Consider the following 17898-nt stretch of genomic DNA (forward strand, 5'->3'; position numbering starts at 1 on the left):
GACTTTAAGTTTGGTCCGGTTTGTGCAAAACCCGCAGCATAACCGCTTCCTTTACGCCATGAAAAACCGCTCCTTCCTCGCGCTACCCTTCTTGCTGCTGGGCCTGCAACTGCCCGCCGCCGCCCAGTTCCGGCTGCCTAAGCTGGGCGACATTTTCAAAAATCTGCCCGCGCAAACCGGCCCTACCACCACAACTCCGCGTCCCGGTGGCCTGAGCTCCGACGAAGCCGCACGTGGCCTCAAAGAAGCCCTTACGCTGGGTATCAGCAAAGGTGCCGATCAGGCCTCGAAAACCGATGGCTTTTACCTGAACCGCCTTATCCGCATTCCGTTTCCGCCCGATGCGCAGCGCGTAGCCACCACGCTCCGCACGTTGGGCTTGGGTAGCCAGGTAGATAAGTTTGAGCTGACGCTGAACCGCGGGGCCGAGCAGGCCGCCCAGAGTGCGAAGCCCATCTTTCTGACGGCCATCAAAAGCCTCACGTTTAAAGACGTCTGGGGTATCCTGACGGGCGAGAAGGACGCCGCCACTAACTACCTCAAGCGCACCACCACCGCCCAGCTCACCACCGCTTTCCAGCCCATTGTGCAGCGCAGCCTCGACCAGGTAGGAGCCACCAAGTACTACACCGATCTGACGACCCGCTACAACCGCATCCCGCTGGTTACGCCCGTCCAAACCGACCTCAACCAGTACGCCACCGGCAAGGCCATCGATGGTCTGTTTACGCTCGTGGCCCAGGAAGAGGCTAACATCCGCGAAAACCCCGTTGCCCGCACCACCGAGTTGCTGCGCCGCGTGTTCGGCCGGGGGTAGAATACTGATGTGTTAACGCAGAAAGGCTGTCATCCTGAGCAACGCGAAAGACCGATAGAAAAGCTAACGATTAATGTTGGCTTTTCCATCGGTCCTTCGCGTTGCTCAGGATGACAGCCTTTTTCGCTGTCTCAATAAATCAAGGCTAATCGTAGTCGGAGTTGCGGCCGCTGTTGCGGGAGGAGCCGGAGGAGCCGTACTCGTCGGTGTCGTCGTCGGAAAAGTCGTTGTCGTCCAGGTCGTCGAGCGAGGTAAACTTGCCGCTGCTTTCGGGGTCGTTGCCAGCTTCGGCCTCGTCGAACTCGTCTTCACTCATATTGGCCAGATCCAGCGCCTCATCGTGCGAGGAACCAGTGTCGCGCCACATCAGGTAATCGGCATATTTGGCCGCGAGGCGTTCCTCGGCCGATCCTTGCGTTTTGCTGCCGCCGGCTTTGGCGAAGTTGTCCAGGGCATCGTCGTCGCCAAAAAGGTCGTCGTCGTCGAAGTCGTCGTGCTGTGTCATGGCCTTGTGAGGGGCAGGAAAGGATGAAACGAATTGAGCTGCAAAGATACGCGACGAAACCTTTCCAGGTTCCGTTCTGCCTACCAGTTTGAACTGTAAAAAGCCGCTCAGCGGGCCGCCTGGGCCCCGAAGTCGGTAATCAATAGCTGCTGCTCGCAGAAGTCATACTCTTCGGGCACATTGCTCGATACCAGCACCGTGCGGCCAAGCAGCGTGGCCGTTATATGCTCGCGGTACCAGGCCACGCCGGTGCGGTCGAGGTTGGTGGTCGGCTCGTCGAGTAGTAGCAGCGGGGCGTCGGCGTACAGGGCCAGGGCCAGCTTGAGGCGCTGCTTCATGCCGCTCGAAAAGTCGCGGATCAGCTTGTGGCGCGACTTTTCGAGGTACATCAGGCGCACCAGCTCGTCACTCGTTATGCCCGGCCGCAGGGGCTTAAAACGGGTATGAAACCGGATGAGCTCGGTCAGCGTTAACTCCTCAATCAGCTCCAGATAGGGTGCGGCATAGGCCAGCCGTTGCGGCACGTCTTCCACGGCCACCGTCAGGCCTTTTTCCTGATAATCCAGCGTGCCGTGGGTAGGTAAAATCTGGCCCGAAAGCGTGTTGAGCAACGTGCTCTTACCGGCTCCATTTGGCCCCAGAATGGCCGTAGCCGAACCCGCCGCAAACGTGTGGTTCAGCCCCCGGAAAATCCACTCCCGCGCAAACCGCTTGCTCAGTCCGGTAGCCGTAATCTGCATTCGTTGAGGAGTTGAGGACCTAGGACGGTCAATAGGAGCGGGGCTTGCCCCCGCCCGCCATTAGCGTAAGCCGGGAGTGAAGGGCATCGGAAACGATATGGGTTGTTATTCGGCGGGCGGGGGCAAGCACCGCCCCTACGTCATCCGCTTAACCTAACAACTACTCGCCGCCGCTGGCTGAGCCGCGGCCGTAGCCTTTGATGACGCCACGGCCGGAGTTGCGGATGAAGTTCACCACTTCGTCGCGCTCGGGCGAGGGGGCCAGTTCCAGCTCGATTTGTTCGAGGGCGGCGGCGTTGTTGAGGCCGCTCATAAATAGCAGGCGGTAGAGTTGCTGGATTTCGGAAATCTTCTGATCCGAAAAACCCCGACGGCGCAGCCCGATGCTGTTGATGCCGGCGTAGCTCAGCGGCTCGCGGCCCGCCTTCACGAAGGGCGGCACATCCTTACGAATCAGCGAGCCACCCGAAATCATGGCGTGCTGGCCCACACGCACAAACTGGTGGATGGCTGAAGAGCCGCCGATAATGGCGTAGTCGCCGATTTCGACGTGGCCGGCCACCTGCACAGTATTAGCCAGAATGCAGTTGTCGCCGATTACGCAGTCGTGGGCCACGTGCACGTAGGCCATCAGCAGGCAGTTGCTGCCGATTACGGTTTTCAGCCGGTCCACGGTGCCGCGGTTCACCGTCACGCACTCCCGAATCACGGTGTTGTCGCCAATATGCACGGTGGTTCTTTCGCCGGCAAACTTCAGATCCTGGGGCTGGGCGGCAATAACGGCGCCCGGAAAAATGCGGCAGTTCTTGCCAATCCGGGCCCCGGCCATAATCGTGACGTTGGGGCCAATCCAGGTGCCTTCCCCAATTTCCACGTCCTTGTCAATGGTCGTAAATGGCTCCACTACCACGTTCTGGGCAATGATGGCCTCGGGATGAATATAGGCGAGCGGCTGGGTCATTTGATTTTAATTAGTAATTGATAATTAGTAATTAAGAATTATCTCAGCGGCAGAATTAGCAACAGTCCGCAGAAAATTATTCATTCTTAATTACTAATTATTAATTCTTTTTAACGATGCTGGCCGACATTTCGGCTTCCATCACCACTTTGCCATTTACGTAGGCCTTACCGCTCATTTTGGCAATGCCCCGCTTGATTGGCGCCGTCAGCTCGCACTTGAAGATGAGCGTATCGCCCGGCTTCACCATGCGGCGGAAGCGGCAGTTTTCAATTCCCAGGAAGTAGGTCCAGTAGTTTTCGGGGTCGGGCACGGTATTGAGCACCAGAATGCCGCCGGTCTGGGCCATGGCCTCAATCTGGAGCACGCCGGGCATCACGGGGTTGCCGGGGAAGTGGCCGGCAAAGAACTGCTCGTTGAAGGTGACATTCTTAACGCCTGTTACCGTGGTGGCATCGAGATGGATGATCTTGTCAATCAGCAGAAACGGGTAGCGGTGGGGCAGGGTGGCAGCAATCTGGTTGATGTCCATCACCGGCTCGCGGCTTGGGTCGTAGGTCGGGATGGGGCTGGTGTGGGCCTCCATCATCTTCTTTTTGATGCGCTTGGCGAAGGCCACGTTGGCCGCGTGCCCGGGGCGGGCGGCCAGAATCTGGCCTTTAAGCGGCCGGCCTACCAGGGCCAGGTCGCCTACCAAATCGAGCAGCTTGTGGCGGGCGGGCTCGTTTTTGTAGCGCAAATCCACGTTGTTGAGGATGCCTTCCTTCTTGACGGCCACCTTGGGCTTGCCAAGCATCGTGGCTAGGTCATTCAGCTCGTCGTCGCTCACCACGCGGTCGACCACCACAATGGCGTTGCTTAAGTCGCCGCCCTTAATAAGGTTGGATTTGTAGAGCGCCTCCAGCTCGTGCAGAAAGCAGAAGGTGCGCGACGAGCCGATTTCGGCGGCAAACTGGGTGATGTCGGTGAGCGAGGCGTGCTGGGAGCCCAACACCGGCGAATTATAGTCTACCATCACCGTGAGGCGGTAATCGTTGAGCGGCAGGGCGGCAATTTCCACCGAGCGGGCGTTATCCACGTAGCGGATTTCGCTTGGAATCTCGTAGTAATTTCTCAGCGCGTTCTGCTCCTCAAAGCCCACTTCCTGCAACGGCTTGATGAACTCGAAGCTGGAGCCATCCATGATGGGTGGTTCGGGGCCGTCGAGCTGAATGAGTACGTTGTCAATCTGCAGGCCCACCAGCGCGGCCAGCGTGTGCTCCACAGTGTTTACGCGGGCACCGTTCTGCTCAATGGTCGTGCCGCGTGATAAATCCACCACGTTGTCCACATCAGCATCCACGATGGGCTGGCCGGGCAAATCGATACGCTGAAATTTATAGCCGTGGTTGACGGGGGCCGGACAAAACGTCATCGTGGCCACTACGCCCGTATGCAGCCCAATACCGCTTACGGTGACCGGTGCCTTGATTGTGTGTTGCTTGTCGTTCATTTAAAGGAGCTAGAAGCTGAGGAAGCTAGAAGCTAGAAGAAAAGTCAATGGGGGAGGCTGAAAGCAGCAAAATCAGAGCAGGGCAGCCAACGAATTCTATCTTCTAGCTTCCCGAGCTTCTAGCGCCTTTCAGAAAGGCAAAGTTAGCGCTTTTCCGGTGGCTGTGCTTGCTGTTCGAGCAGGCGCAGGCGGCGGTCTAGTTCGGGCAGATGCCGGAAAATGGCGTTTGAGCGCAGGCTGTCGCGTAGCGCGAAGGCCGGTGAGCCCTGCAGCAATACGCCTTCGTGCTTAATGGATTTGCCTACTCCCGACTGGGCCGTAACGGTAGTGCGATTAGCCAGCGTGAGGTGGCCGGCCATGCCTACCTGGCCCGCCAGCACGCAGAAATCCCCGATTTTAGTGGAGCCCGACACGCCTGTTTGCGATGCAATAACCGTGTGCCGCCCCACCTCCACGTTGTGGGCCAGCTGCACGAGGTTATCGATTTTGGCACCCTCGCGGATAATGGTGGAGCCCAGCGTGGCGCAGTCAACGGTGGCGTTGGCGCCGATGCTCACGTTGTCTTCGAGCACCACATTACCGATTTGCGGAATGGTGCGGTAGGAGCCGTCGGGCTGGGGGGCGAAGCCGAAGCCATCGGAGCCGATGACGGCCCCGGCGTGTATCACGCAGCGCTGGCCGATAACGGTTTCGGCGTAGATTTTAGCTCCGGCATAGAGGATCGTGCCGTCGCCGATTTTCACCCGGTCGCCGATGAATACGTGCGGAAAAATCACCACGCCTTCGCCAATCTCGCAGTTTTCGCCGATGTAGGAGAAGGCCCCGCGGTAGTGGTTAGCCCCGATGCGGGCGCTGGCGGCCATAAAGGCCGGCTCCTCGACGCCGCGCTTGCCGGTGCGGCTGGCCTGCTGGTAAAACTCCAGCAGGGCGGTGAAACTGGTATAGGGGTCGTCGACGCGAATGAGAGCGGCTGTAACGGGTCTTTTCAGTTCCAGCGTGCGACTCACAATCACCACCGTAGCCTGGGTGGTATAGAGGTGGGGCTCGTACTTCAGGTTTGACAGAAACGAGAGCGAGCCGGCCTGGGCTTCTTCAATCTTGGCCAACCGGTTGACGGGCTGGCTGGCGTCGCCTTCTACAGTGCCCTGCAGCACTTCGGCTATCTGACCTACGGTGAATTCCATGAGGGCAAAAGTAGTGGTTAGGGATTAGTGGTTGGCAGTTGACGGCTGGTGTTGGGCTACAAGGCAAAACCGTACGTCATGCGGAGCAGAAGCGGAGCCCTAGCTGCAGTGTCTGTACCGCTATGGTAATCTTACTGTTAGCCTGGTTTGGCAACGAAGCGGTGGAGATGCTTCAGCTTCGCTCAGCATGACGGTCTCTTACTAATCCCAAACTGCGGTAGAGGTCTGTCAGCACGGTGTAGGGGCGGGGCTTGTCCCCGCCCACCGTTGGCGCCGTTGCAACGGTAACCGTTCAACGGTAATCGGTCAACGGCGGGCGGGGACAAGCCCCGCCCCTACAACGCCCTCCACAGGTTGGGTTAATCACCAATCACAGAATCTCCTTGGGGTAGCAGATGTAGTGCTTTTCCACGCGCTGGCTCAGGGCCTTGATGTTGGGCAGGTCGGAGGCCTCGGCGGCGTTGACCACTTCGCCGCGCTTGGTGAGCACGTCGATGGAATCGTGGCCGTCGGCGTCGTAGGCATTGTTGCTGATGCGGCCGGCAATCATCAGCTGCGCAGCGTCGGCGGACGGCAGGTCGAAGCGGGCGGCAATGAGCTCGATGATGCCGAGCTGGAATTCTTCGTCGAAAGGCTCGGTCTGGAGCGTGATTTTGAACAGGTGCCGGTCGAGCAGGCTTTGGGCCAGGTAGCGCAGCACCGTGTCGGGGTGGTCGGCCCAGAGCTTCACGGCGCCCCACACGTCGGTATCGTCGAGGCGGGCGAAGCGGCGCAGGATGGTATCGTCGGTTTCGAACTGCTCCTGCGTGACGTTACGAGTCAGGAAGAACTGCAGGTTGGGCGAGGCGGGTACTTCGGTGCCGCCGCGCGCTAAGTCGCGGGCCCGCTGCATGATGCGAATTACCATCTGCTCGGCGCTGGTAACGGTTTTGTGCAGATACACCTGCCAATACATCAGCCGCCGGCTCACCAGAAAGTTCTCGATGCTGTACACGGCTTTTTCCTCCAGCACCAGCCGCTCATCTACCACCGTCAGCATTTTAATGAGGCGGTCGGCGCCGGGGCGGCCTTCCTGCACGCCGGTATAAAACGAGTCGCGGTTGAGGTAGTCGAGCCGGTCCATATCGAGCTGGCTGCTGACGAGTTGATGAAAGAACGGCCGCTCGTAGGTGCCCTGAAAGATGGCAATGGCCAACTCCAGCGCCCCATTGAACTCGGTGTTGAGCTTGCGCATCAGGTGCAGGCTCACGGCCTCATGGTGCACATCGTGGAAAATGCTGCGCTCCAGCGCGTGGGAGAGGGGGCCGTGGCCGATGTCGTGGAGCAGAATGGCTGCCATGGCCGCCTCACCTTCCTCGGCCGAAATCTTCACGCCTTTGTCTTTGAGCGTGCGTAGCGCCAGCGACATCAGGTGCATGGCGCCCAGCGCGTGGTGAAAGCGTGTGTGCAGCGCCCCGGGATACACGAACATCGTCAGGCCCAGCTGCTGAATCCGACGTAGCCGCTGGAAATACGTGTGCTCAATCAGGTCGAAGAGCAGCTCCGTCGGGATGGTGACGAAGCCGTAGACGGGGTCATTGAAAATCTTCTTTTTATTCATCGGAAACTCGGGGAAGCGGCGGGTTTTCAGGTGGTTTTGCGGGGCTTAAAGCAGGAAATGCAAAACACACCGGCGGGCTCAGTTGTATAGCTACGAAGACTCAAGCCGTTGATTTTTGGTTTCTTTACGGCTGAGTTGATCTGAAATAGCGCCAGCGCAGAAAAAATATAACAACCTAAAGGCAAGGATTGGGAGTAAAGCTACTTATGAAACCGCCGCCGCAACTTTTGCCGGCAGCCCGACATCTTTGAACTACCCGGCCGGCTCAGCTTTATGGCCAAGGTAGTTTTCTTCGCGCCGGACAGCGGTCCGGGCTTTCTTGTGTAACTCTCAACCCGCCATATGCAATACAGTATCCTCTGGGCCGATGACGAAATCGACCTGCTTAAGCCGCACATCCTCTTTCTGAAAGATAAAGGCTACGACGTAACCGCCGTTAATTCCGGTACCGACGCGGTGGAGGAAATCCAGGAAAAAACCTACGATATCGTCTTCCTCGACGAGAATATGCCCGGCCTGACGGGCCTCGAAACCCTCACCGAAATCAAGGCCCTGCGCCCCACCGTGCCGGTTATCATGATAACTAAGAGCGAGGAGGAGCACATTATGGAAGAGGCCATCGGCAGCAAAATTGCCGACTACCTCATCAAGCCCGTCAACCCGAACCAGATTCTGCTGGCCGTGAAAAAGGTGCTCGACAACAAGCGCCTCGTGAGCGAGAAAACCAACTCGGGCTACCAGCGCGACTTCCGCCAGCTGGGCATGCAGTTCGGCGACCGGCTCAGCCCCACCGAATGGGCTGACGTGTACAAGAAGCTGGTATATTGGGAGTTGGAAATAAACGAAACCGAGGGCAAGAGCATGGCCGAGGTCTTCAACATGCAGAAGGACGAGGCCAACACCTACTTTGGCCGCTTCATTCAGGAGAATTACGAGGACTGGCTGCACGGCGACGCCGACGCGCCGCTCATGTCGCACCAGCTGTTCAAGGAGCGGGTGTTTCCGCTGCTCAAGGAAACCGGCGACACGCCCGTGTACTTCATGCTCATCGACAACCTGCGCTACGACCAGTGGAAGGTGCTGGAGCCGATTATCGCGGAGATGTTTACCGTTGATCAGGAGGAAACCTACTACAGTATTCTGCCCACCACTACGGCTTACGCACGCAATGCCATTTTCTCGGGCATGATGCCGGGTGAAATCCAGAAGAAATACCCCAACCTGTGGGTGTGGGACGACGACGACGAGGGCAAGAACCTGCACGAGGCGGAGTTCCTGGAAATCATGTTCCAGAAGGCCAACCAGAAGCACAAGTTCAGCTACCACAAGGTAACCAACCTGCAGGCCGGCAAGGATTTGCTGGGCAAAATGGCCAACCTGCACAACAACTACAAGCTCAACGTCATCGTCTACAACTTCGTGGACATGCTCTCGCACGCTCGCACCGATATGGCGATGATTCGGGAGCTGGCCGCCGACGAATCGGCCTACCGGAGCCTGACCAAATCGTGGTTCCTGCACTCGCCGCTGTATGAGATGTTCCAGCAGATTGCCGAGCGCAAGGGCAAGGTCATCATCACCACCGACCACGGCACGATTCGGGTGAAGCGCCCTTACAAAATTGTGGGCGACCGGAACACCAACACCAACCTGCGCTACAAGCACGGCAAAAACCTGGGCTTCGACGATAGCAAGGATGTGTACACGGTGCGCAAGCCCGACAACATCTTCCTGCCCCGCGAAAACGTGAGCACCGCCTACGTGTTCACGGTCGGCGACTTCTTCTTCGCCTACCCCAACAACTACAACTACTACGTGAACTACTACAAAGACACGTTCCAGCACGGCGGCATCTCCCTGGAGGAGTGCATCATCCCATACGTCACGCTGAGCCCGAAAGGGTAGGGGTGCAGTTAGTCAAAACAGAAAAGGGCTGCCAATTATGGCGGCCCTTTTTGCATTCTAAATGCTAACCCAATGACAGCGATACTGGTATTTACCGGACCGTTCTAATAGGTTTAGTCGTAATCAGGATGGCTCCGTTCTTGGCCGAACTACCATATTGCTTCGTTGCGGCTGGTGGCTGCATAATGTGGAATGTATCAATCCGATCAGGGTTGATATCTAGGGGGCGACGTCTATCCCAAATCCGTCCATCAACGATGAAAAGCGGCCGTTCAGCCAATTCAAGCGGACGACATCGAAGGGTTATAAGGGTGCCAGATTTAGTGTGTGTGCTGGCGCTGTCATATCCAGTAGGTGCAGTCTGGGCGCTGGCGGCAAACCCCAGCAGCAGCAGCGGAATCAGTAAGAAGCGACCTATCATAGTTTAGTAATCAAATGATTAACGGCCGGTTTTGACGGGTTTATTGGTAATCATGACCGTCCCGTTTCTTACCCGTGGCCCGAAAGATGCAGCTGCCGCCTGAGGCTTTATAATGCTGACAGATTTGATCTGGTCAGGGCTGATGGTAGATAAGGCGCTGCTGTCCACTATCTGCCCATCGACAACATACATCGGGTTTGGCTTCATGCTCAACGCCTCAATGTAAAGGGGGATAGTGGTAGGCTTGCCGAGCCCGAGGCGTGGTGCGGTAGTTGGGGCAGTCTGGGCGCTGGCGGCAAAGCCCAGCAGAAGTAGCGGAAGCATCAGGAGGCGGGTCATGGCTTACGAAGTACAAGTGAAAAAACAGCACTAAAAAGCGTGAGTATCTGCGTGTTTATAGCTGGAAGATAAGCGGTTCGGTGCATAAACGTGCGGCGGCCCGGAAAAGTAACCGTCCCACCCCCGCCATCTAACGCAACGCCTCCAAAGCCGTCCGCAGCCGGGGCAACGCCGCCGCAATAGAGTCAGCCGAAGCCCCGCCCACCGACATGCGGAACCACGGCGCGGTGCCGTCGTTTCCGAAGGCGCTGAAGGGCACCAGCGCCAGCTTCGCCTCACTGATGAGGTAAGAGGTTAGTTGCTGGGTGTTGTCGAGGCGCTGGCCGGCGGGCGTGCTGCGGCCCAGCACGTCGAGCTTGGCCGTGAGGTAGATGGCACCCATCGGCACCAGCGAATCGACGGGCAGGCCGGCGGCCTTCATGGTTTGCAGGCCTTCATGCAGGAGGTTCAGGCTGCGCTGGATTTTCTGCTTGAAGCTGGCCATGTACGCATCCACGGCTTCCGTTTGGGGCAGGTACTGGCCCACGGCTACCTGCTCGGCCTTGGGAGCCCAGGCACCTACGTGGCCCAAAATGGCCTTCATCTTGTCGATGACCTTGCTGGGCCCGAAAGCGTAGCCCACCCGCACGCCGGTAGCGGCCAAGCACTTCGAGATGCCGTCGATGTAAATGGTGTAGTCGCGCAGGGCGGGGCGCAAGCTAACCGGGTCGTAGTGCTCGGTGGCACCGAAAGTGAGGAGCCAGTAAATCTGGTCGTAGAGTAGATAGAGCGGCTTTTCGTCGGGGCCGCGGCGCTGGTTTTCGGCCAGCACCAAGTCGCAGATAGCCTCTAAGTCTTCGCTGCTGAAAACGGTGCCGGTGGGGTTGAGCGGGGAGCACAGTGCCAGCATTGTCGCGCCGGTCAGGTGCGGGGCAAGGTCGGCGGCGGTGGGCATGAAGTTGTTTTCGGCCCGGGTCTCCACCATTACCGCCTCGGCGCCCGAAAGGTGACAGTAGTGGTTGTTGTTCCAGCTGGGCACCGGAAACACCACCCGGTCGCCGGCATCCACGAGGGCCAGGTAAGTGGCATAGATGAGCGGCCGCGAGCCACCAGCCACCAGAAAATCGGACGCCGCGTACTCCAGGCCCAGCCGGCTGGCCGTGAAGGCCGCGGCCGCCTCGCGCAGGCCGGCCATGCCATTGGCGGGTGGGTAGTTGGTCTGCCCGGCTTCGTACGCCGCCATGATTCCGGTCTTCAGCTCAGTTGGAATCGGGTATTCGGCCGGGTCAAAGTCGCCGATGGTGAGGTTGCAGATTTGCTCGCCCCGGCGAATCATATCGTTTACCTCGTTGCCGATTTTGATGATTTCGGAGCCAATCAGGCCCGCGGCCATTTGCGAAACGTGCATGGTTGTGGAAGGGTTAAGGGAAAGGTATATAGTGGTGCAACAGTGTCATGCCGAGCGCGGCGGAGCGGAGTCGAAGCATCTCTGCCGTTTCGTTGTAGTAGTCAGGACTAGCGTTGCAGTAGAGATGCTTCGACTCCGCTCCGCTGCGCTCAGCATGACACTGTTGCAAGCAGCCTAAAAGTACACAACCGCTACGGGTTTGGCCCCCCGGCCGGGCGGTGTACCTTTGCCACCATGCGCACGATTACCATTTCCAGCCTCGCCGATCTGCCCGCTGCCGCTACCCAGGTACGGGCTGCCCTCGGCAACCATACCATTCTCTGCTTCGAGGGCGAGATGGGTGCCGGCAAAACCACCTTTATCAAGGCGCTGTGCCGCGAGCTGGGTGTGGCCGATGAAGTCAGCAGCCCCACTTTCGCGCTCGTAAATGAGTACCGCACGGCTGCCGACGTACCCGTGTACCACTTCGATTTTTACCGCCTGGATGAGCCGGCCGAAGCCGAGGGAATCGGCGCTTCGGAGTACTTCGATTCTGGCTATCTTTGCTTGGTTGAGTGGCCCGCCCGCGTGGCACCCCTGCTGCCCGACCACCGTCTTACGCTCACGCTCACCGTCACGGGACCCGCTTCGCGGGAATTAAAAATTGAGAATTGAAAGTTAAAAACTGCTCCTTCAGCAGCCGGGTTGGCTTAAAGGGAACAGTTCTTAATTTTTTTAATTTTTCACTTTTAATTTTTAATTAAAAAAAGATGCCCCAAGCAGTACCATCCGGCTTCGAGTCGCTGGCCGCCAGCCGCGCCTACTTCACCCAGGAATCGATGCTGGCCGTGGAAACGCGCAAGCGGAAACTGTTTATCGGGCTGCCCCGCGAAACCTCTCTGCAGGAAAACCGCATCTGCCTGACGCCCGAGGCCGTGAAGCACCTGGTAGAAGGCGGCCACGAGATTCTGCTCGAAAGCGGCGCCGGCGAGCCCAGCCGCTACTCCGACCACGCGTACTCGGAGGCCGGCGCCACCATTGCCTACTCGCAGAAGGAGGTGTTCGAGGCCGATATTATTCTGAAAGTGGCCCCCGCCACCTACGAGGAAATGGAGTACCTGCGGGCGGGCCAGACGCTGATTTCGGCCCTGCAGTTCGGTACCCTTACGGCCGACTACATCACGGCCCTGCTGCGCAAGAAAATCAACGCCATCAGCTTCGAGCTGATAAAGGACCCGAGCGGGGCGCGGCCGGTGGTGCGGGCCATGTCGGAAATTGCGGGCTCGACGGTGATGCTGGTGGCGGCCGAGTATCTGGCGGCCCGCGGCGGCGACGAGGGTAAGGGTATCATTTTGGGCGGAATTACCGGCGTGCCACCTTCGCAGGTGTTAATTCTGGGGGCCGGCACGGTGGCCGAGTATTCGGCGCGGGCCGCCATCGGGCTGGGGGCCGAGGTGAAAGTGTTCGACAACCACCTCTACAAGCTGCGCCGCCTCAAGCAGAACCTGGGCCAGCCCCAGCTCTACACCAGCACCCTCGACACGTTCGCGCTCAACCAGCAAATCCGCCGGGCCGACGTGGTTATTGGTGCCCTGAACCCCGAGGAGGGCCGCATTCCGTTCATGGTTTCCGAGGAAGCGGTGTCGCAGATGTCGCCCGGCTCGGTGATTATCGACGTGAGCATCGACCAGGGCGGCTGCTTCGAAACCAGCGAGATTACCAGCCACGCCAAGCCCGTGTTTCGCAAGTACGACGTGATTCATTACTGCGTGCCCAACATTGCCTCGCGGGTGCCGCGTACGGCTACCAATGCGCTGAGCAATATTTTTACGCCTATTCTGCAGGAAATCAGCCAGCACGGCGGCGTGAACGAGGTGCTGTTCACCAACGAGCATTTCCGCTCCGGCGTGTACGCCTATAAAGGCTCGCTCACCAACGCCAGCATCGCCCGCCGCTTCAACATGCGCTATAAGGAACTGGCCCTGATGATTGCCGTGCGCAACTAAGGACCACGGGTTTTGACGGATTACACGGATTTTGCAGTCGGCTGCAACTCTTCGGGTGGAGCTGGTATCTTGTGGTAAATTATAGCTATCCGACTATGCTGAAGCGCGCTACTACCGTTTTTGCTGGCCTGTTGTTGGCCGTGGCCGTGGGGCCTGCCGCCTGGGGCCAGTCGTTGCCGCTGGGCGCCGACACAGTTGCCGCGCCGGTTACGCTGCCCAGCCTCAGCACCCTGCGCTACGACCGTACCGACACGCTGCGGGCCGTGCAGCACCTGTTTATGCGGCGCTCCAAGGCTATGCGGAGTTGGTTGGAAGGTGGCGCAGCTATTATGGCTACCGGCGCGGTGAAAAAAACCATAGTGGCCAACCGTAGTAAGGCTGAGCGCCAAAACCACAAGTTACGAAGCAAAGATGTGGAGGAAACCGGCACCGGCGACCTGCTGATAGGTGGCCTGATGGTGGGTTACGGCGTATTCCGCCACATCCGCTTCGGGCCGCAGCAGTACCAGCGAGTGGTAGCCGCTTATCAAGAGGGCGAGCCACTGCCGCCCTACCTCACGCGCAAGCTGAAAACCAAGTACTTCCGGCTGTTGCCGCTGGGCAGCCGCCAGGAGCGGGTCCAGGCCATACGCTAGAGCCTGTTATGCACTGGTGCGCCGAAACGCGGTTTATCAAAAGCACCTTAACGCATTGGAAGCCCTCTATGACACGCAGAGACAATTTTAGTACTGCGCTACCCTTGCTCCTGCTGTAACCAGTCACAAAAAAGTGCCTCAGTTGCTCAAAAAGTGCATAACAGGCTCTAGTAGCGGGCGGCGGCCATTAGAGCGGGCATTGCTCGGCTGACTTATTTCCCGCTCACTAGCCGCGCAAAGTCATCGTAGTTGCGGATGTAGTCGGCCTCGTCGTACTCCTGCGAGGCCAGACACATAAGCACCGCGCCAGGGCCGAAGCGGATTTCGCGCCAGCACAGCGGTGGCACGTACAGGCCCTGCGTGGGTTGGTCGAGGGCGAAAGTGTGGCGCTGGCGGTCGGGCGTTTCTACCAGCAGCTCGATGGTGCCGTGTACGGCCACAATCAGCTGTTCCAGCTCGTGGTGGGCGTGGTTTCCGGCAACTTTGGTGGTGGGCATGCCGGCGGTCCAGTACACGCGCCGCACTGCAAATGGCAACTGCCCGCCCTCCGCGATTATCAGGTGGCCCATTTCAGCGGAGCCAGTGGCAGGAAAATCGAGCAGGTGCGGAAGCGGCATGAGAAGCGGACGGGGAGGAGCACAGCCGGTTCAGGCAACCAACTCCGGGCAATGCACAAAGAAACAAATAGTAATGGTAGGCTACTACCAGAACGTCATTCAGAGGGCAGCGAAGAATCTCGCGTGCTGCCATTGTGAGGGTAACTCAGCGTCAGCACGCGAGATTCTGCGTCCCTGTTCTAAGCGCAGCATGCGCTGAATGACGTTCTCGCGCTACTCACCACTCACTAGCTCGGCCAGCAGCAGGGTTTTCCAGGCGTCGAGCAGGCGGCCTTCCTCCAGCAGCTTCTGGGCCAGCAGTATCAGCTCGTGGCGCTGGCGGGTGGGGTCGGTGGGGTGCTGGCCGAGGGTGTAGCTCACCAGGGGCTCGTGGCGGAAGGCAGTTACCTCATCGGAAGTCGGGATGGATTGGACCTCGATGTTGGCCAGGCGGCCTAGGTTGTTGCCGGTGAGTACCGCAGAGTTGCGGATGAACTCGGGGAGCTGGTCGATGCCGATGCCCAGGTTGCGGTTGGGCTTGGGTACTTCGAACAGGCTGCTGCCCGAGGCGCGGCAGTACCAGTCGCCGCCGAGGCGGGCGATGGCGTCGAGCTTAAACGGGTCGATGCCGGTGCCGGAAGGCAGTACGATGTCGTCGCGGAAGTGAGCCAGCACGACCCGGCAGATGATCAGGTTGCCGGCCCCGTTGTTCTGGCCCAGCTCAATCACCTGCTCCACCACACACTCGAAGGCGGCCGGTGCTTCGGCCACGCGGGGCGGCCGTACTTTCTGGCTGGGCAGCTCCGTAAAACCGGCCTTCACGAACTCGTTGACCCCCTTCTCATACTCGGTGCTGGCCAGCGACATCTGCTCGACCATGGCGTAGTCGCAGATGTGGATGACGACTTCGGGTACTTCGCGCACGTTTTGCAGCGTGTGCTTCTGAGAGTTGTCGCGCACCCGGTTGGCGGGCGAAAACACCAGGATGGGCGGGTTGGAGCCGAAGCAGTTGAAGAAGCTGTAGGGGCTCAGGTTCACGCTGCCGTCGGCCGCAATGGTACTGGCGAAGGCCACGGGGCGCGGGGCAATGGCACCCACCATAAAGGGGTGTAGCTCGGCGGGCGTGAGTTGAGTGGGGTCGATGGTGCGGAAGGACATGAGGCGAAGGTCGGAATAGTCGGGCGGAAATCCGTTGGGAGTTCGGGCGGGCTGGTAAGTTGGGTGCCGAGTGGGGCGAAATCAATAGTTTTGGTCCGCCATCCCTTCAACTCGCCTTTATGTTCGGAATCAACCACATCAAGTTCGATTCGATGACCTACGTCATCCACTACCAAAACGGCCGCGTGCGCAAGGAGGGGCGGGGACTATCGTTCTACTATTTCGGGCCCAACAGCTCCATTGTCGCCATTCCGATGGGCAGTAACGACCTGCCATTCATCTTCAACGAAACCACCGCCGATTATCAGACCGTTTCCATTCAGGGGCAGATAACCTACAAGGCCGGCGACCCGCGCCAACTGGCCGAGCAGCTCGATTTTACGGTGGATAACCGGGGTGTCTATAAAAAGAACGAGCTGGAAAAGCTGCACCAGCGCATTATCAACGAGGCCCAAACCGCCACCTCAACTTTCGTGCAGCGCCTGGGCCTGAAGGACGTGATGCGGTCGGCGAAGGCGGTGGAGGTGAACATCGGGGAGGGGCTGGCGGCCTCCACGGCCATTCGGCTGCTGGGTATTGAGGTGCTGGCCGTGAACGTGCTGGCCGTGCGGGCCACGCCCGAAATGGGCCGGGCTCTGGAAACTGAAACCCGCGAGAAAATTCAGCAGGAAGCCGACCAGGCCATTTTTGAGCGCCGCAACTTTGCCGTGGAGCAGGAGCGCAAAATCAAGGAAAGCGAGCTGAACACCGAAATTGCGGTGGAGGAAAAGAACAAGCAGATTGCCGAGAAGCAGATGGAGGGCGAGATGCAGCGGGCCAGCAGTACCCGGCAGCTGCGCGAGATGCAGGTGCAGGCCGATATTGCGGTAGAAGAGCAGCGCCAGCGCCTGATTGAGCAGGCCGCCGCCAACCAGCGCACCGAAGCCGAAACCCAGGGCTACGTACTCGAAACCACGCTCAAGCCCTACAAGGAGATGGACTGGAAGCTGCTGGTGGCCCTCAATAACAACCCCGATCCGCGCTTCAATATTGCGTTGGCTTTCCGGGAGCTAGCCGAAAACGCGGGCAAAATCGGCAACCTCAACATTTCGCCCGATCTGCTCGATTCGCTGCTGCAAAACCCGCCGCCCTCGCGCCCCGAGCGGCCCGATGTTCGTTCCGAAGGCCGCGCCGGTAACCGCCCCGACAACCGCCGATGAGCCAGCGCGACTACGCCATTCTGGTGCGCGGCAAAACCCGGCTCGAACAACTCGTGGAGCGGTTTAATACGCTGGGGCAGGCCCGGTTCTACATCGAAAGCGCGGGCGGTGAGTTTGCCGAGTATGAGGCCGAGAACGACCGGTTTCAGGAGTCGTTTTCGCTGGTGCAGCGGCAGCTGTCGGCGCTGATGAAGAACAAAATCGTGGAACGGAGCTTTCTGCCCGCGTTTCTGTTTGACCCCCGGCAACTGATAGTGGTAGTGGGCCCCGACGGACTGGTGGCCAACACGGCCAAGTACGTGGGCCGGTTGCCCATCGTGGCCATCAACCCCGATCCGGCCCGCAACGACGGGGTGCTGCTGCCCTTTACGCCTCACACATTTGGGCCGGCCGTGGAGCGGGTGCTGGCTGGCAAGTTCGCAGTGCGCGAGGCCTCACTGGCCGAAGTGCGCCTGCAGGACGGGCAGCGCCTGCTGGCCTTCAACGACCTGTTCATCGGAGCCGCCTCGCACGTGTCGGCCCGCTACCGCATCCGTTACCAGCAAACCACCGAAACGCATTCCTCGTCGGGCATCATCGTTTCTACGGCGTCGGGCGCCACGGGCTGGCTGAGCTCGGTGTTCAACATGAACGCCGGACTGGTAGAGTTTCTGGACCCCAATGAAAACGCCCCACCGCGCCCTGCTCTGGCCCCCGACGAGCTGCTGTTTGTGGTGCGGGAGGCCTTCCGTAGCCAGCGCACCCAGTGCGGCCTCACGGCGGGTGTGCTGAACGCGCAGGTGCCGCTGGTGGTCGAGTCGATGATGCCGGCCAACGGCGTTATCTTCTCCGATGGCGTGGAAAGCGACTTTCTACACTTCAACGCCGGGGCTATTGCCACCATTGGCGTAGCGCCGGAGAAGGCCAATCTGGTGGTAGCGTAGGGGGCAGGCGCCGCCGACGCCCGCGGCCGTTTGCTGCCCGACTGCTATAAC

At 59.3% G+C, this 17898-nt stretch carries 17 protein-coding genes; 7 read left to right on the plus strand and 10 right to left on the minus strand.

Translation table 11 applies throughout. The annotated features are described in order from the left end of the window. Positions 1–58 precede the first annotated feature (58 nt). On the plus strand, positions 59–817 hold the full coding sequence (locus tag HW554_RS14510) for a DUF4197 domain-containing protein (protein ID WP_176909295.1): 759 nt from the start codon (positions 59–61) through the stop codon (positions 815–817). A 145-nt stretch (positions 818–962) separates the two neighbouring features. On the opposite strand, the gene HW554_RS14515 is transcribed toward HW554_RS14510, so the two are convergent. The 6 genes from HW554_RS14515 to HW554_RS14540 all read right to left on the minus strand — a co-directional run bounded on the left by HW554_RS14515 (position 963) and on the right by HW554_RS14540 (position 7299). Beyond that, positions 963–1322, minus strand: a complete 360-nt coding sequence (locus HW554_RS14515; protein ID WP_176909296.1) for a hypothetical protein — start codon at positions 1320–1322, stop codon at positions 963–965. A gap of 107 nt (positions 1323–1429) precedes the next feature. Further along, positions 1430–2062, minus strand: coding sequence for an ABC transporter ATP-binding protein (locus HW554_RS14520; RefSeq protein WP_176909297.1), 633 nt, complete (start codon positions 2060–2062; stop codon positions 1430–1432). A 160-nt stretch (positions 2063–2222) separates the two neighbouring features. Further along, positions 2223–3023: an acyl-ACP--UDP-N-acetylglucosamine O-acyltransferase gene (gene lpxA / locus HW554_RS14525; RefSeq protein WP_176909298.1), complete on the minus strand. Its 801-nt coding sequence runs from the start codon at positions 3021–3023 to the stop codon at positions 2223–2225. A gap of 100 nt (positions 3024–3123) precedes the next feature. Continuing rightward, complete coding sequence (locus tag HW554_RS14530; RefSeq protein ID WP_176909299.1) at positions 3124–4515, minus strand: bifunctional UDP-3-O-[3-hydroxymyristoyl] N-acetylglucosamine deacetylase/3-hydroxyacyl-ACP dehydratase; 1392 nt, start codon at positions 4513–4515, stop codon at positions 3124–3126. 143 nt (positions 4516–4658) lie between these two features. Then, positions 4659–5699, minus strand: a complete 1041-nt coding sequence (gene lpxD / locus HW554_RS14535; RefSeq protein ID WP_176909300.1) for a UDP-3-O-(3-hydroxymyristoyl)glucosamine N-acyltransferase — start codon at positions 5697–5699, stop codon at positions 4659–4661. Between the two features lie 370 nt (positions 5700–6069). Then, the gene (locus HW554_RS14540) at positions 6070–7299 is read right to left on the minus strand and encodes an HD domain-containing protein (RefSeq protein ID WP_176909301.1); all 1230 of its coding nucleotides are present in this window, start codon (positions 7297–7299) and stop codon (positions 6070–6072) included. 342 nt (positions 7300–7641) lie between these two features. On the opposite strand from HW554_RS14540, the gene porX reads away from it, so the two are divergent. Further along, a complete protein-coding gene (gene porX, locus HW554_RS14545; protein WP_176909302.1) occupies positions 7642–9204 on the plus strand; it encodes a T9SS response regulator signal transducer PorX in 1563 nt (520 codons plus the stop codon). 439 nt (positions 9205–9643) lie between these two features. Here the strand turns inward: porX and HW554_RS14550 are convergent, their stop codons facing one another. Then, positions 9644–9964 (minus strand): hypothetical protein, encoded by a 321-nt coding sequence (locus HW554_RS14550; RefSeq protein WP_176909303.1) that lies wholly within the window; start codon positions 9962–9964, stop codon positions 9644–9646. A 130-nt stretch (positions 9965–10094) separates the two neighbouring features. Further along, on the minus strand, positions 10095–11351 hold the full coding sequence (locus HW554_RS14555; protein WP_176909304.1) for a pyridoxal phosphate-dependent aminotransferase: 1257 nt from the start codon (positions 11349–11351) through the stop codon (positions 10095–10097). Positions 11352–11585: 234 nt separating this feature from the next. Between HW554_RS14555 and tsaE the strand changes: the two genes are divergently transcribed. The 3 genes from tsaE to HW554_RS14570 all read left to right on the plus strand — a co-directional run bounded on the left by tsaE (position 11586) and on the right by HW554_RS14570 (position 13971). Next, positions 11586–12005 (plus strand): tRNA (adenosine(37)-N6)-threonylcarbamoyltransferase complex ATPase subunit type 1 TsaE, encoded by a 420-nt coding sequence (gene tsaE, locus HW554_RS14560; protein ID WP_176909305.1) that lies wholly within the window; start codon positions 11586–11588, stop codon positions 12003–12005. Between the two features lie 95 nt (positions 12006–12100). Continuing rightward, a complete protein-coding gene (locus HW554_RS14565; RefSeq protein ID WP_176909306.1) occupies positions 12101–13336 on the plus strand; it encodes an alanine dehydrogenase in 1236 nt (411 codons plus the stop codon). 95 nt (positions 13337–13431) lie between these two features. Then, complete coding sequence (locus HW554_RS14570; protein WP_176909307.1) at positions 13432–13971, plus strand: hypothetical protein; 540 nt, start codon at positions 13432–13434, stop codon at positions 13969–13971. Between the two features lie 212 nt (positions 13972–14183). On the opposite strand, the gene HW554_RS14575 is transcribed toward HW554_RS14570, so the two are convergent. Both HW554_RS14575 and HW554_RS14580 read right to left on the minus strand, forming a co-directional pair. After that, on the minus strand, positions 14184–14588 hold the full coding sequence (locus HW554_RS14575; protein ID WP_176909308.1) for a sugar 3,4-ketoisomerase: 405 nt from the start codon (positions 14586–14588) through the stop codon (positions 14184–14186). A gap of 213 nt (positions 14589–14801) precedes the next feature. Next, a complete protein-coding gene (locus HW554_RS14580; protein WP_176909309.1) occupies positions 14802–15725 on the minus strand; it encodes a flavin reductase family protein in 924 nt (307 codons plus the stop codon). Positions 15726–15844: 119 nt separating this feature from the next. Here HW554_RS14580 and HW554_RS14585 point away from each other — a divergent pair, with 119 nt between their 5' ends. After that, positions 15845–16924 carry an SPFH domain-containing protein gene (locus tag HW554_RS14585; protein ID WP_176909310.1) on the plus strand — a complete coding sequence of 360 codons (1080 nt, stop codon included), beginning with the start codon at positions 15845–15847 and terminating at the stop codon, positions 16922–16924. After that, positions 16921–17847: an NAD(+)/NADH kinase gene (locus HW554_RS14590; RefSeq protein ID WP_176909311.1), complete on the plus strand. Its 927-nt coding sequence runs from the start codon at positions 16921–16923 to the stop codon at positions 17845–17847. Before HW554_RS14585 ends, HW554_RS14590 begins: the two co-directional genes overlap by 4 nt. Positions 17848–17898 lie beyond the last annotated feature (51 nt).

The sequence above is a fragment of the Hymenobacter lapidiphilus genome (assembly GCF_013377885.1).
In the GTDB taxonomy this organism is placed as follows: Bacteria; Bacteroidota; Bacteroidia; order Cytophagales; family Hymenobacteraceae; genus Hymenobacter; species Hymenobacter lapidiphilus.

Coding starts and splice junctions, on each gene's coding strand:
- HW554_RS14510 (WP_176909295.1), top strand. CDS start 59: ATGAAAAACCGCTCCTTCCTCGCGCTACCCTTCTTGCTGCTGGGCCTG.
- HW554_RS14515 (WP_176909296.1), bottom strand. CDS start 1,322: ATGACACAGCACGACGACTTCGACGACGACGACCTTTTTGGCGACGAC.
- HW554_RS14520 (WP_176909297.1), bottom strand. CDS start 2,062: ATGCAGATTACGGCTACCGGACTGAGCAAGCGGTTTGCGCGGGAGTGG.
- lpxA (WP_176909298.1), bottom strand. CDS start 3,023: ATGACCCAGCCGCTCGCCTATATTCATCCCGAGGCCATCATTGCCCAG.
- HW554_RS14530 (WP_176909299.1), bottom strand. CDS start 4,515: ATGAACGACAAGCAACACACAATCAAGGCACCGGTCACCGTAAGCGGT.
- lpxD (WP_176909300.1), bottom strand. CDS start 5,699: ATGGAATTCACCGTAGGTCAGATAGCCGAAGTGCTGCAGGGCACTGTA.
- HW554_RS14540 (WP_176909301.1), bottom strand. CDS start 7,299: ATGAATAAAAAGAAGATTTTCAATGACCCCGTCTACGGCTTCGTCACC.
- porX (WP_176909302.1), top strand. CDS start 7,642: ATGCAATACAGTATCCTCTGGGCCGATGACGAAATCGACCTGCTTAAG.
- HW554_RS14550 (WP_176909303.1), bottom strand. CDS start 9,964: ATGACCCGCCTCCTGATGCTTCCGCTACTTCTGCTGGGCTTTGCCGCC.
- HW554_RS14555 (WP_176909304.1), bottom strand. CDS start 11,351: ATGCACGTTTCGCAAATGGCCGCGGGCCTGATTGGCTCCGAAATCATC.
- tsaE (WP_176909305.1), top strand. CDS start 11,586: ATGCGCACGATTACCATTTCCAGCCTCGCCGATCTGCCCGCTGCCGCT.
- HW554_RS14565 (WP_176909306.1), top strand. CDS start 12,101: ATGCCCCAAGCAGTACCATCCGGCTTCGAGTCGCTGGCCGCCAGCCGC.
- HW554_RS14570 (WP_176909307.1), top strand. CDS start 13,432: ATGCTGAAGCGCGCTACTACCGTTTTTGCTGGCCTGTTGTTGGCCGTG.
- HW554_RS14575 (WP_176909308.1), bottom strand. CDS start 14,588: ATGCCGCTTCCGCACCTGCTCGATTTTCCTGCCACTGGCTCCGCTGAA.
- HW554_RS14580 (WP_176909309.1), bottom strand. CDS start 15,725: ATGTCCTTCCGCACCATCGACCCCACTCAACTCACGCCCGCCGAGCTA.
- HW554_RS14585 (WP_176909310.1), top strand. CDS start 15,845: ATGTTCGGAATCAACCACATCAAGTTCGATTCGATGACCTACGTCATC.
- HW554_RS14590 (WP_176909311.1), top strand. CDS start 16,921: ATGAGCCAGCGCGACTACGCCATTCTGGTGCGCGGCAAAACCCGGCTC.